We start from the raw sequence: 13,548 nt of genomic DNA, 5'->3' as shown, positions 1-13,548 counted from the left end.
CCCCACGCCGGCCTCCGCTCGCACTCTCCCTCCGTTCATCACAGAACGGAGAGCTGCTTCCGGGCACGGGGCCGACTGGGGCGATGAGGGCGACGATCGTGCTGCCGGCAGGATCCGCCCGGCGTGACCTGCTCTCGGCGCGCGGCTGGCGAGTGATCGCTCGATCGTTCGGGGCACGACTGGACGCGGCTCTCATCGACCGCAACCGTCTCACTCGGCTCGTGCGGCGGATCGACGGCCGCGCATCGGTGCGCGAGCTCGGGACCGATGACGTCGAAGCGGTCTTGACGCTGGACAGCACAACGATCCAGGACTACCCGGGTTCCGTCGCGACGCAGCACGCCCCCCTCGTCCGGAGCACGGCCGAACCGACTGACCGTCGACGTGCATTCGGGGCATTCGAGCCGTCGGCCTTCTCGTCGCGATGACTTTCCTCGACGGCGACCGCCCGAAGGCGGAGACCGACTTCACGGTCGTACACGGCTCGTGGCGCGCGTTCGGCCTCGGCGCCGCCGTCAAGGCGACCTCGACCTCACACTCTGGGACGAGGGGTTCACACAGTTCCGCACTGGCGGATCAACGGAGAACGCGGCGATCATCCGGGCGAACGACCCGCTCGGCTACGTGCGCGACGAGGAGTGGCTGACCCTCGAACAGGCGTCTGACGACCCGTTCACGCGGAATCCAGCCTGACACCGCCGCCCCCTGAGACGTGGCGGGGGCTCTCCGCGACGATGCTTCCCATGGAGAAACCCGCACGCAGCGCGAGATTTTGGGACTGCCGCCGGAGCACCCTGCTCACTATGCTCAGCACCACCGATAGCGGTGGGCGATACCCATGGAGGTCGCGGTGGAAGCGCTGTTCGTCATAGCTCAGGCGTGTGTGGTCATCGGAGCGATCGTGCTGGGTGTGCGGACCGGCGGCGTGGGTCTCGGACTCTGGGGCGTCGCCGGCACCCTGGTCCTCGTGTTCGCGTTCCGCCTGCCGCCCGGATCGCCCCCCGTGGATGCGTTCTTCATCATCATCGCGGTGATCACCGCCTCGGCGGCGATGCAGGCGGCCGGCGGCATCGACTATCTCGTCGCCATCGCGTCGAAGATCATCCAGCGCAATCCGCGTCGGCTGACGTACGTCGCCCCGCTCGTCTCCTTCCTTTTCACCGTCCTCGCCGGCACGGGCAACATCTACTTCGCGCTGATCCCGGTGATCTACGAGACCGCATATCGCAACGGCCAGCGACCGGAGCGTGCCCTCGCAGCATCCACCGTCACCTCCGCGCTGGGCATCACCGCCAGCCCGGTGTCTGCGGCGATGGCGGCATACCTCGTGCTGCTCGAGCCGAGTGGCTTCTCGCTCGTGAAGATCCTCGCGATCACGGTGCCGTCCGCGATCGTCGCCTGCCTGCTGACGTCGTTCGTGCAGCAGCGCCTCGGCAAGGAGCTGCTGGACGACCCGGAGTTCCTGAAGCGCGTCGAAGAGGGCCGGGTCGAGATCCCCGCCGCCCTCGCCGGCGAGGCGGCGTCGCGGGGGATCGCCGTCCGTTCCACAGCAGCCGCGAGCTCCGGAGACTCGGGCGCCTCGACGACCTCTGACACATCGGGCTCCGCATCGGGCTCCGCTCCACCGCCCGGGGGCCCCGCGGCCATCGAGCACGTCGTTCCGAAGGGTGGCGCGACGGCCGCGTGGATCTTCCTGAGCGCGACGTTCATGGTGGTGCTCATGGGGCTCTTCCCCGTGCTGCGACCGTCGTTCCCGACCGGCGAGGACGGCGCGATGGAGCCGATCGGCATGTCGCCGGTGATCGAGATGCTGATGTTCACGGCCGCACTCGTGATCATCCTCGTCCGACGGGTCAAGCCCGCGGCGATCGTGGAGCAGTCGCTGCTGAAGTCGGGTTTCGTCGCCGCCATCGCACTCTTCGGCATCGCCTGGATGGCCGATACCTTCATCTCCGCCAACCAGAAGACCATCATCGAGCCCCTCGGCGGGTTCATCGATGTGGCGCCGCTGTTCCTCGCCGTGGTGCTCTTCCTCGTCGCCGGCCTCACCACGAGCCAGTCGGCCACGACGAACACGATCATCCCGATCGCCCTCGCCGCCGGCCTCGGACCCGGCGTCATCACCGCGATGTGGCCGTCGCTCGTCGGCGTCTGGCTGTTCCCCGCGAACGGCTCTCAGATCGCGGTGGTCGAGACCGATCTGACAGGGTCGACCAAGCTGTCGCAGATCCCCGTCTGGCACTCGTTCACGATCCCGATGCTCGTCGCCTGGGTGGGGACCGTGGCCGCGGGTCTGGTGATCCAGCTGCTCGTCCCCTGAGGACATCGAAGACCGTGAGCACATCGAAGACCCGGAGCGCGTCGAGGAGACCACGCGCATCCGCGAACCTGCAGAGAGGAATCCGATGAGAGATTCAGCGGAGGCCGTCGCCGCGACGGCCGAGATCATGCCCACCGTGCTGAAGCGTCACGCCGCCCTGGTACGCATCCCGTCGATCGCTTTCCCGGGCTTCGACCCCGAGCCGGTGCATGCGATGGGTCAGGCCGTCGTCGACCTGTTCACCGAGGCCGGGGCCACCGACGCGCGGCTGCTCGACGTACCGGGCGGCTACCCGTGCGTGTACGCGGATCTCCCCGGCCCCGAAGGCACTCCGACGGTCCTGCTCTACGCGCACTACGACGTGCAGCCGGCGCCCCCGGAGCAGAAGTGGAGCACCGACCCGTTCGTGCCGACCACCGGCCAGGACGGTCGGATCTACGGCCGTGGCTCGGCCGACGACAAGTCCGGTCTCGCGATCCACTTCGGAACCCTGAAGCTGCTCGCCGGCGATCCTCCGTGCCGCGTGAAGATCCTCATCGAAGGCGAGGAGGAGACGATCTCGCACCTGGAGGAGTTCGTCGAGGCCAACCCCGAACTGTTCGCGTGCGATGTCGCGGTGATCGCCGACATGGGTCCGCAGGCGGTCGGACGTCCGACCCTCACGACCGCCCTCCGCGGTGACGTGGCCTGCACCGTCACAGTGCGCACACTCGGCAATGCGGTGCACTCCGGACTCTTCGGAGGCGCCGCACCCGATGCGATGACGGCGATGATCCGCCTCCTGGACCGGCTGCATGACGACGATGGCGACACGAACATCCCCGGCATCGACAGCGGTGCCTGGCCGGGGGCGGCGATGGACGCCGACGTCTATCACGCCGCCTCTTCGATCCTCGACGGCGTCGACTACCTCGGCACCGGCTCGCTCGCCGACCGTCTGTGGGCGAAGCCTTCTGTCACGGTCCTCGGTCTCGACATCCCGAACACCGCGGAGGCGTCGAACGTGCTGCTGCCCGAGGTCACCGCGAAGCTCTCGCTGCGCACCGTCCCCGGTGCCGACGGCGACGCGCAGTTCGACGCGCTGCGTGACTTCCTGCGCGCCGACCCGCCGTGGAACTGCGTCGTCGAAGTCACGAAAGTGAAGACGGGCCACTCGTTCGCCGTCGACATGGACGCCCCGGTGGTCACCGCCGCCGAGCAGGCCCTCGCCGACGTATACGGCGGCGACGTCGAGGCGATCGGCTCCGGCGGGTCGATCCCTCTGGTCGCCTCGATCCAGAAGGTCGCGCCCTCGGCCGCGATCATCCTCTGGGGGGCGGAGGACACCGCGAAGGCGAACATCCACGCGGCCGACGAGTCGGTGGACCCGGCTGAGATCGCGCGGATGATCGCGGTGCAGACCCTCCTGCTGAGTCGCCTGGGCGCGGCATGAGCACTCCGACGGCGAAAGAGGGGAGTGCCCGCCTCGCCGTCGGAGTGCTGCTCGTCACCTGCATCTCGACGCTCGTCGTCAACGCGAACACGTCGGCAGTGACCATCCTGCTTCCGGCGATCTCCGCCGACACCGGGATGTCGGTCGACACCCTGCAGTGGGCGGTGACGGGGTACTCGCTGATCGGCGCGGCCACGATCGTGACCTCGGGCGCACTGGGAGACGTGTTCGGCCGACGTCGGCTGTTCCTCATCGGGCTGGCGCTGTTCATCGCCTCGTGTGTGATGATCGCGCTCGCACAGGACGGCCTGATGGTCATCGCCGGACGCTGCATCCAGGGGGCCTCCGGCGCCACGATCCTCGCCTGTGGGATGAGTCTGATCGCCGCCGCCCATACGAAGACCGCCCAGTTGCGTGCCGTCACGCTGTGGGGCGCAGCCTCGGCGATCGGCGCGGCCGTGGGTCCGCTCGTCGGCGGCGTGCTGGCCTCCACGACCGGGTGGCAGGGCCTGTTCTGGATCGACGCCGCGATCGCCGCCGCCTGCATCCCCCTCACGCTCGCCTCGGTGAAGGAGTCGAGAGACCCGGCGCGCACCCGCTCGATCGACTTCGCCGGGACCGTGCTGATCGCCGTGATCCTCGCTCCCGTGATCTTCGCGCTCACGAACGGCTCGACCTGGGGCTGGGCGTCGTTCGCGACGATCGGATGCTTCGCCCTGTCGGCCGCCGCTGTCGTGGCGTTCGTCCTCGTGGAGCAGCGCGTGAAGGCACCGCTCCTCGACCTGCAGCTGCTCCGCAATCCGGTGCTCGTCGGCGCGACCATCGCGATCCTCCTCGGCTCGGGCACGATCAACGCGATCATGTACGTGGTCAGCCTCTACTTCCAGGACCCGGTGGCTCTCGGCCTCTCGCCTCTGCAGGCCGGCCTCGCCACTCTGCCGGTCGCGGCCGCCGCGGTCGTGCTCGCCCCACTGATCCCCAGTCGTGGCCCGCATCGGCGCGCGCGTCACCATCGCCCTCGGATTCATCATCATGACCGCGTCCTTCGCCCTGCTGGCAGCTGTGAACGCCTCGTGGGTCTACGGGCTCTTCGTGCTTCCACTCGTCGGCGTCGCGGCGGGCATGAGCCTCCAGAACGGACCGGCATCCTCGATCTCCACGTCGAGCGTCCCGGCCAACCAGATCGGCGCCGCTTCGGGCATCTCGAACATGGCCCGCTACGTCGGAGCGGCAGTGATGACGGCGATCGTCGCCTCGGTGTATTCCTCGGTCGACGCGAAGCGCGTGGCCGCCGGCGCGCCGGACGCGGATGCGCTGGCGGCCGCCCTGTCGTGGTCGTCGATCTCGATGGGCATCTGGTGTGCCCTCGGGATCGCACTCTCGCTGCTCATGGGACGCCACCGCATCGCCGCACCGACCGCGGTGGATCTCGCTGCGGCGGCCGCGAGCACCGCCCACACGATCGCGATCCCGGTCACGCGGGAAGACGACGAGCACGGGCCGCGGACGGGGTCACGCTGACCCACCCAGGGCAGACGTCGCCCGGCCGTTCCTTCGCCCCCGCCTGACTCCGCCTCCGTCACCGTCTCCTTCTCGAGGATCGGAGGAGCACTGCTCTGCACGCGCACCGCCCGTCGACATCCACCGCACTTCTCCCCCTCCCTTCCGTCCCATCTTTCCCGGCTCGCCGGTCGCGGCTTGTGGCCGCGAGATTTCGGAATATCGTAGGGGTGGGGACCTGGGGAGGTACGGTGTCGGCTTTTGGCGCGCAAGGGGACGGACACATACCGCGGGTGTCGGCGCACGCCATAGGACGACCCCGGCTGAACGCCGCACTCGATACCGACATCCCCCTGACGCTGCTGCGCTCGGCCTCCGGCTCGGGCAAGACGACGGCTCTCGTCGAGTGGGCCTCCACGACCGCTTCCCGAGTCGTGTGGGTCACCGTGACGCCCGCCATCGCGACGAGTGAGGCTCTCGCCCATGCACTGCTGCAGGCACTGCCTCGGGGGGATCATCCGCACCCCGCCGACAGGAACGAAGGCTGGGATGCCGCGACCTCACGTCTACGCAGCGCAGAGGGCGCGCTGGTCGTGGTGCTCGACGACGCGGCCGCCGTCGACCGCGAAGGTGTCTTCGCCCTGTGTCGCGCCGTCGCGACCGCCCCGCGAGCCCGTCTGATCGTCGCCACGAACCGCCCCAGCCCCTTCGACAGCGAGGGCCTCGACCTCGTGATCGACACGACGATCCTGGCTCCCGAAGACCTCATGTTCGACACCGACGAGGTGCGCCGCGCGCTCGGCGCCGACGCGGAGACGGCCGCCGTCGTCCGGGAGGCGACCGGCGGGTTCCCTGCCCTCATCCGCGCCCTGGCGATCCGCGGCACCGATGTGGACCCCTCGGCGCTCGACGCCGCCACCACCGCGATCGAGGATTACCTGCGAGCGCGGCTCGCCGAATGCGCCTTCGACCCGCAAGCTCTGCACGGGCTGCTGCGGATCAGCATCACCGACACCGTCGACCTTCCACTCGCCGTGGCGCTCACCGATGATCCCGACATCGCGGACACCCTCGACCAGGCCGAGATGTTCGGCTTCGGGCGCTGGGCGACCGACGGACGCAGCTCGTTCGCGCTCGCGCCGCTGGCACGAGGAATGCTGCGCCGCGAACTCCGCCGGACCTTCGCCGACGAGGTCTCCGCCCTGCGACGGATCGCGGCGGAAGGAGCGGTACGCCGAGGCATCCCGTTCGAGGGACTGCGCCTCGCCGTGGAGGACGACGACCTGCGCCTGGCGACACACGTCACGATGTCGGGATGGAACCACCTGCTCCACCGTGATCGGCACGCGGTCGTCGAGCTGCTCGGCGACATCCCGGTGGCCAGGTTCAAGCAGGAGCCCCTCGTCGCCATGCTGCTGGGCATGTGCCTCAAACCCAGTCGGCTTCGACGCGCGCGCGGGCTCCAGCTGCTGCGGATGGCGATCTCGGCCGCGAACGCGCGTCGGACCACCCTCTCGGCGACGGAGCGGATCTTCATCTGGGCCGCCGAGAGCGCGTCGCTGCGGGTCATCGGGCGACCGGAGCGCGCCGGGCAGGTGGCTGCCCGCGCCGTGGCGCTGTTCGCCGAGATCCCCGAGTCGCAGTGGCAGCAGTACGCCGGAGACATGCCCCTCCTGTGCACGCACCTCGGCATCTCGCTCTACGCCGCCGGACAGCACGAGGAGGCCGTGCACCTCTGGGAGCAGGCCACGGCACTCGCGGCGGTGCACGGGAACGCGAACGCCTTCCATGGCCTCTGCCTTCTCGGCGGAGTCCACGCCCTGCACGGGGACCTGCCCGAGGCCAGGCGCTATGTCGCCCTCATCCGCGACGGCGACTGGGACCCGGCGCTCCTCGACAGCTATCGCGGATCCTTCTACCGAGTGGCGGAGGCCATGCTCGCGGTCGAGGAAGGTGACCTGGCGGAGGCGAAGCGGCATGTCCGCCTCTTCGAGCCCTACCGGGCGACGAGCGAGCACTGGACGACGATGGCCACCGTGGAGGCCTGGGTCGCCCTGCATGACGGCGAACCCGCTGCGGGGCTCGAGCGCCTCGAGTCGTTCGCGCGCCTCCGCGGCAAGGAGGCGGGCGCCACCCATGTGCGTCAGGCGCTCTTCCGGCCGCGGGCACTCCTGCACCTCGCCCTCGGCGACCTGAGCGCGGCGAGGAGCGCGGTGCAACGGGATGCGGCTCCCGATCGCTTCGGCACTCTTCTCGAGCGGGCACGCCTGGCCCTCGTCGACGGCAGAGCCGCCGACGTGGTCCGCCTTCTGGCACACACCCGCCTGCAACCAGCGACCGCCAGAGAACGCGCCGAAGCCGCCGCGGTGAACAGCGCCGCCCTGCACCAGGTGTCGCCTGCGGCGGCGCAGCCGTCGACGGAGACGCTGGGCCTGCAGCTCATCGACCGGGAGCTCACGACTCCGCTCGCACTCCTGAGCGCCGAGGACTTCGGCGTCGTGCGGGACGACCTCGACCCGACCGGTCGTGCGGCGCTCCCCCTGCGATCGGCGCTGCCGTCCTTCGCCTCGCGACCCCGGTTGTCATCCCGGGAGCAGGTCGTGTTGCAGGCTCTGACATCGGGAGCGCCTCTGCCGACCATCGCCGCCGAGCTCAGCGTGTCGCAGAACACGCTCAAGACCCAGCTCCGCAGCCTCTACCGCAAGCTCAGCGCCCGCAACCGCACCGAGGCGATGGAGCAGGCGGCACGCCACGGACTGCTGCCCGAGTGAGGCACCGTCCCGGTGAGCAGTCGCGCCGGTGAGACGCAGAAGGCCTCGTCCGTCGCACACGACGGACGAGGCCTTCGTCGAGACCGCTAGGCCTGCGACCGGCGTCGACGCACGATCAGCAGCACGGCACCGCCGAGCAGCAGAGCGATCGCGAGGGCCAGCACCCACGGCGCCAGCAGTCCGCCGGTGAGAGCGAGCGGCGTCAGCACCGGGTTCTCGGTCGCGCTCGGCGGCGGAGTGATCGTCTCGCCGCCCGGAGGCGTGGCCGCGGCCACGGCGACGTTCCGCAGGGTCGCGCCCGCCGCGTCGGCGTGCACGGTCACCGAGTAGGTGATCCTGACACTCTCGCCCTCAGCGAGGCTTCCGGACCAGCGCAGCTGGTTCCCGTCCACCACGGGCGCAGCCGCCGCGCGGTCCGCGACCACGGCGGTCGCACCGGCCCTGAGGTCGGCGTGCCGCAGCACTCCGGTCAGATCATCCGTGATGACGACCTCGTCCAGACCCGTCTCGCCCGTGTTCGTGCCGGTGAGCGTGTAGGTGACGATGCTTCCGGTGGCGACCGAACTCCCCGATCCGGGATCCGACGTCTTGGCGAACGTGAAGCCCGGGGTGCCGACCGGATGCTCGGTCGTCACCGGAGGCGGCGTGACCACCGCACCACCGGGCGGGGTGGCGGTGCCCGCCACCGTGTTCGCGATCATCGCGCCGCCCGCGTCGCCGTCCACTGTCACCGAGTAGGTGATCGTGACGCGCTGACCCACGGCGAGTGCGCCGGCCCAGGTGAGTTCGTCGCCCTCCACGAGCGGCGCCGGAGCGGAGCCGTCGATCACGGTCGCCGTGGCGTCGCCGTTGTAGGCGGCGTGGGCGAGGACCCCCGACATATCGTCGCTGATGCTCACCGGTGCGAGAGCCGTCTCACCCGTGTTCACGCCGGTCACCGTGTAGGTGATGACGCTGCCGGGATCGATCCGGGTCCCGGAGGCGGGATCGGCCGACTTGCGGAGTTCGAAGCCGGGCTCGTTGACAGGATGCTCGGTCGTGGCAGGAGGCGTCTCGATCGGCGGCACGCCGCCGGGCGGGGTCGCCGAGCCCGAAGCCGAGTTCTCGAGGACCGTGCCTCCGGCATCCGCCTGCACGGTCACGGAATAGGTGACCGTGACGGTCTCACCGACCTGGAGTCTTCCCGTCCAGGACAGCCGGTCGCCCGTGACCACGGGGGCGGTCGCCGCCGTGGTGCCGACCGTGGCGGTCGCGTCGTCGTTGTAGTCGGCGTGCGCGAGGACTCCGGAGAGATCGTCCGAGATCACGACCGGATCGAGGGCCGTCTCGCCGGTGTTCACGCCGGTCACGGTGTAGGTGATGACGCTGCCGGGGTCGACCGCTTCACCGGCCGCCGGGTCGGCGCTCTTCGACACCGAGAATCCGGGCAGGTTGACGGCGTTCGTCGTGGTGCCGGGCGGCGGGGTGATGATCGAGCCGCCGGGCGGGGTCGCGGTCGCGCTCGCGCTGTTCTCGATCACGGAACCCGCGCCATCCGCCCCGACCGTCACGGAGTACGTGACGGTGACGGTCTGACCGACCGCGAGTGCACCGGCCCAGCTGAGCTTCGCGCCGTCGAGCACCACCGCACCGGCCGGTAGCCCGGCGATCACCGCGGCGGCATCGTCGTTGTACGACGCGTACGGCAGCACGCCGGACAGGTCGTCCGCGATCACGACCGGGTCGAGCACGGTCTGACCGGTGTTGACGGCCGTCAGGGTGTAGGTGAGCACATCACCGGGATCCACGGCCGTGCCCGCTGCCGGGTCGACCGACTTGGCGAACGTGAAGCCGGGCTCGTTGACCGGGTGCTCGGTGGTCGACGGCGGCGGGGTGATGGGCGTGCCCGGCGTGGTCGGGCTGCCGGGGTCGCTCGGGTCCGTCGGGATCAGCGGGGTCGCCGAGCCGGTCGCGGTGTTGGAGATCGTCTCACCGCCGGCCGTCGCATCGACGGTCACCGAGTAGGTGATGACGACGTCCTGCCCCGGGAGCAGCTTCCCGCTCCATTCGAGCGCGCCGCCGGCGACGCTGACATCGCCGCGCGTGGCCGACACGTCGTCGTTGTACGACGCGTGGGCCAGCGCTGCGCGCAGGTCGTCCGCGATCGCGGCCGGGTCGAGCACGGTGTCACCCGTGTTCGTGCCGGTCACGGTGTAGGTGATCACGCTGCCGGGATCGACGCGCGTTCCCGACTCCGGGTCCGCCGACTTCGTCACCGTGAAGCCGGGGGTGGCGACCGGGTGCTCCGTCGTGGACGGCGGCGGCGTCAGCGGGGTGCCGGGAGTCGTCGGGCTGTCCGGGTCGGTCGGGTCGACCGGGATGAGAGGCGTACCCTCTCCCGTCGCGGTGTTGCGCAGCAGCACGCCGGTCGCGTTCTCGTCGACCGTCACCGTGTAGGTGATGTCGACGCGGGCGCCGGGAGCGAGCGCACCCGTCCAGGTCAACGTGGTGCCGGTGAGGGAGACCACGCCGGTCGAGGCGGTCACGACGCCGCCGAGCCGCCCGTGCGCGAGCACGGCCGACAGGTCGTCGACGATCGTCGCCGGGTCGAGCGTCGTGTTGCCGGTGTTGACGCCCGAGATCGTGTAGGCGATGGTGTCGCCCGCGCGCACGGCTGTGCCGGAAGCGGGATCGGCGGACTTCGAGACCTCGAAGCCGCTGTCCACGACCGGGTGGTTCGTCTCCACCGCGGGCGGGACGATCGGCGTTCCGGGGGTCGTGCGCCCACCGGGATCGGCCGGGTCCACCGGGATGCGCGGCGTGGCCGTACCGGTGGCGACGTTGTGCAGTAGCGCCTGCTCGACGCCGGCGTCGACCGTCACGGTGTACCGGATGGTGACGGACCCGCCGCGGGGCACATCGCCCGTCCAGGTCAGCGTGCTGCCGGAGACGGTGGCGGAGCCACGGTCGGCGGTGACGTCGTCGTTGTAGTCGGCGCTGTCGAGCACACCGGACAGGTCGTCGACGATCCGAGCCGGATCGAGGTCGGTGTCGCCGGTGTTGGTGCCGGTGATCGTGTAGGTGACGGTGTCTCCGGCGGAGACGGCCGTGCCGGATGCCGGGTCGGCGGACTTGCTGATCGTGAAGCCCGAACCGATGACCGGGTGCTCGGTGGTGACCGTCGGCGGGACGATCGGCTCGCCCGGCACCTCCGGCCCCTCGGGGTCCCCGGGCTTCGGGGTGGTCGGGGTCGCGGTACCGGTGACGGAGTTCTTCAGGATCTCCCCGGAGGCCTCCGCATCCACGGTCACGGAATACGTGATCGTCACGGCCTGCCCGGGTGTGAGTGCGCCGGTCCAGGCGAGGTCGTCGCCGGTGATGGTCGCGGCGCCCGTGGTGAGGGTCGTGCCGTCGACCGAGGTCGAGATATCGGAGTTGTAGGCGGCGTGCGCGAGCACACCGGACAGGTCGTCGGCGATCGACGCGGGGTTCAGCGTGGTGGCGCCCGTGTTGGTCCCGGTCACCGTGTACTCGATGGTCTGGCCCGGCTCCACGACCGTTCCCGCGGCGGGGGTGGAGGTCTTGGCGACGGTGAAGCCTGCGACGGGGTGCTCGGTGGTCACGGTCGGGGGAACGGGCGGAGCGAGGGTGCCGGGCGGGGTGCCCGAGGCGGTGACGCTGTTGGCGATCCGCTCACCCTCGACGCCGTCGTCGACGATCACCGAGTAGGTCACGGTGAGTACCTGACCGGGCTCGAGCGCACCGGTCCAGACGAGTTCGTCGCCCGTGACGGTCGCGGCGCCGGAGGTGACGGGGGATCCGTCGATCTTCGTCGCGATGTCTCCCTGATATTCGGCGAAAGCGAGCACGCCGGACAGGTCGTCGGTCACGCGGACGGGGTCGAGGATCGTGTTTCCGGTGTTCTCGGCCTCGATCGTGTACGTGAGGCGCTGGCCGGCCTGCACGGCGACGCCGTCGGCGGGATCGGAGGTCTTGCGCAGAGCGAGCCCGGGTACGAGGCGGACGTTCGTGAAGGTGCACGTGACGTCGGTGCCATGCGGGCCTGCGGGCTGTGTCACCTCTCCTGAGGCGGTCACGGCCACCGGAGTGGTGGTCCCGTTGGGATTCATCTGCACGCAGACCAGCGATTCGTCGTACCGCGTGCGATCCGACGTGCCGGACACCGCCTCGGACAGCTGGAAAGTGTCGCCCTGGTTGGTGAACACCGGTCCGGCGTAGTCGGGCTGCAGCCCGGTGCGCTCTCCCCGCGTGGTGGCGTCGGTCTGCGCGACCTGGTAGCCGGCGGGTGACTCGACACGCAGTGCGAACTGGTCCGTGGCGGCGTGACGGCCCTCGGGGAGGTCCTTCTTCAGGGTGAGCGTGTTCGGGAACGTGCAGCTCGACATGTCGGTGGGCGCGAAGCCGGGGATCTTCGTCGAGTTGACCGTCTGCCCGCGCGGCAGATCGACCTCGATGATCCGCGGATCGGCGCCGCCGACCGACACGAAGATGTGCCCGAGGTTTCCGAAGGCGATGCCGTTGCCCTCGACCCCGGCGCCCATGTCGTGCACCTGCTTGGCGTCGATCGTCGCCGCGCTCGGCTGCAGGGTGGTCGGCAGGTCTGCGGAATAGATGAACCGGTCCGCGACCAGGACGAGCTGACCCGAGGCACTGAAGGCCATGTCGCCGTTGGCACCGAAGGCGCTGCTGCCGGCCGTCGGGCGGAGCGTGCCGACCTGCACGTAGTTCTGCGGCGTGACGCTCTCGTCCCACGCGTACAGGTTGATGCCACCGTTGGCCGTGCCGCTGGCGAAGTAGTAGACGCCCGTGTCGGGGTGCACGGCGCCGCGGAGCACGGAGGATTGCAGGTCGAACGACGTGCGGGTCGTCGCATCGGTGAAGCGATCGTGCTTGGCCAGCACCTTGGCGCCGGCGGCGTTGGTGACCGTGTAGGCGTATCGCCCGCTGGAGGAGATGCCGAGGCCGTTGTTGGAGTGGTTCACGCCGATGGTGGTGGTGCCGAGCGTGCCGCCCTGCTCCGTCACGGAGAATTCGCGCACCTCTGTGGCGCTCTGCACGTAGACCGCCCCCGGCGTGCAGAGGAACGGCTCCGCCGCTGCCGCCGGAGCCGCCGTCAGCGTGCCGCCGACGAAGATCATCGAGGAGGCGACGAGCGCCGTGGTGACCGATCCCCCGATCAGCTTCCTCACGCGCCCCCGCCAGCGGCTGCGCCGCTCCGGCGGAAGGCCATCGGCTGTGTGGTCCTCGCGGGCAACACGAATCGCCATGACTATCTCCCCATTCATCGCTTCACCGCTGCGCATTCGCGCGCGGAAGCCCCGCCCCCTCAGGCGACCGCCGAGCACCATTCGGGCATGGTGAACTCGGTCCGGGCCATCGCCAGCCTGCCCGGGCCCCGAGACGCGATCCTGCCGATCGGGGAGAAATCACCCCGACTTTTCACCCCATACCCCCCTGACCTATGACCCCATGGCCCCCTGACTCCCGACCCCAGGGACCCCAGTCTCCTGACCCCCTGCGAGAAG

General features: G+C 70.2%; 6 protein-coding genes. 5 read left to right on the top strand and 1 reads right to left on the bottom strand.

Annotated features, from left to right (window positions below):
- The first annotated feature begins 83 nt into the window (after nucleotides 1-83).
- From CQ042_RS20720 to CQ042_RS13785, 5 genes are all read left to right on the top strand, one after another.
- Nucleotides 84-428, top strand: coding sequence for a hypothetical protein (locus tag CQ042_RS20720; protein ID WP_258132255.1), 345 nt, complete (start codon nucleotides 84-86; stop codon nucleotides 426-428).
- A 410-nt stretch (nucleotides 429-838) separates the two neighbouring features.
- Entirely contained in the window at nucleotides 839-2,320 is a 1,482-nt protein-coding gene (locus CQ042_RS13800) for an anaerobic C4-dicarboxylate transporter family protein (RefSeq protein WP_258132254.1), read from the top strand.
- A gap of 85 nt (nucleotides 2,321-2,405) precedes the next feature.
- Nucleotides 2,406-3,752: a M20/M25/M40 family metallo-hydrolase gene (locus CQ042_RS13795; protein WP_105671025.1), complete on the top strand. Its 1,347-nt coding sequence runs from the start codon at nucleotides 2,406-2,408 to the stop codon at nucleotides 3,750-3,752.
- Entirely contained in the window at nucleotides 3,749-5,320 is a 1,572-nt protein-coding gene (locus tag CQ042_RS13790) for an MFS transporter (RefSeq protein WP_258132253.1), read from the top strand. The genes CQ042_RS13795 and CQ042_RS13790 overlap by 4 nt, the downstream gene beginning before the upstream one ends.
- Before the next feature lie 225 nt (nucleotides 5,321-5,545).
- A complete protein-coding gene (locus CQ042_RS13785) occupies nucleotides 5,546-8,023 on the top strand; it encodes a LuxR C-terminal-related transcriptional regulator (RefSeq protein ID WP_105671024.1) in 2,478 nt (825 codons plus the stop codon).
- 86 nt (nucleotides 8,024-8,109) lie between these two features.
- Here the strand turns inward: CQ042_RS13785 and CQ042_RS13780 are convergent, their stop codons facing one another.
- Entirely contained in the window at nucleotides 8,110-13,290 is a 5,181-nt protein-coding gene (locus tag CQ042_RS13780; RefSeq protein WP_105671023.1) for an isopeptide-forming domain-containing fimbrial protein, read from the bottom strand.
- Nucleotides 13,291-13,548 lie beyond the last annotated feature (258 nt).

Source organism: Microbacterium sp. MYb62 (assembly GCF_002979475.1).
Taxonomy (GTDB): domain Bacteria; phylum Actinomycetota; class Actinomycetes; order Actinomycetales; family Microbacteriaceae; genus Microbacterium.
This window is presented reverse-complemented; position numbering and strand designations above follow the sequence as displayed.

What these genes read in the sequence shown, in the direction of transcription:
- CQ042_RS13795 (WP_105671025.1), top strand. Translation starts at nt 2,406, where the DNA reads ATGAGAGATTCAGCGGAGGCCGTCGCCGCGACGGCCGAGATCATGCCC.
- CQ042_RS13800 (WP_258132254.1), top strand. Translation starts at nt 839, where the DNA reads ATGGAGGTCGCGGTGGAAGCGCTGTTCGTCATAGCTCAGGCGTGTGTG.
- CQ042_RS13780 (WP_105671023.1), bottom strand. Translation starts at nt 13,290, where the DNA reads ATGGCGATTCGTGTTGCCCGCGAGGACCACACAGCCGATGGCCTTCCG.
- CQ042_RS20720 (WP_258132255.1), top strand. Translation starts at nt 84, where the DNA reads ATGAGGGCGACGATCGTGCTGCCGGCAGGATCCGCCCGGCGTGACCTG.
- CQ042_RS13790 (WP_258132253.1), top strand. Translation starts at nt 3,749, where the DNA reads ATGAGCACTCCGACGGCGAAAGAGGGGAGTGCCCGCCTCGCCGTCGGA.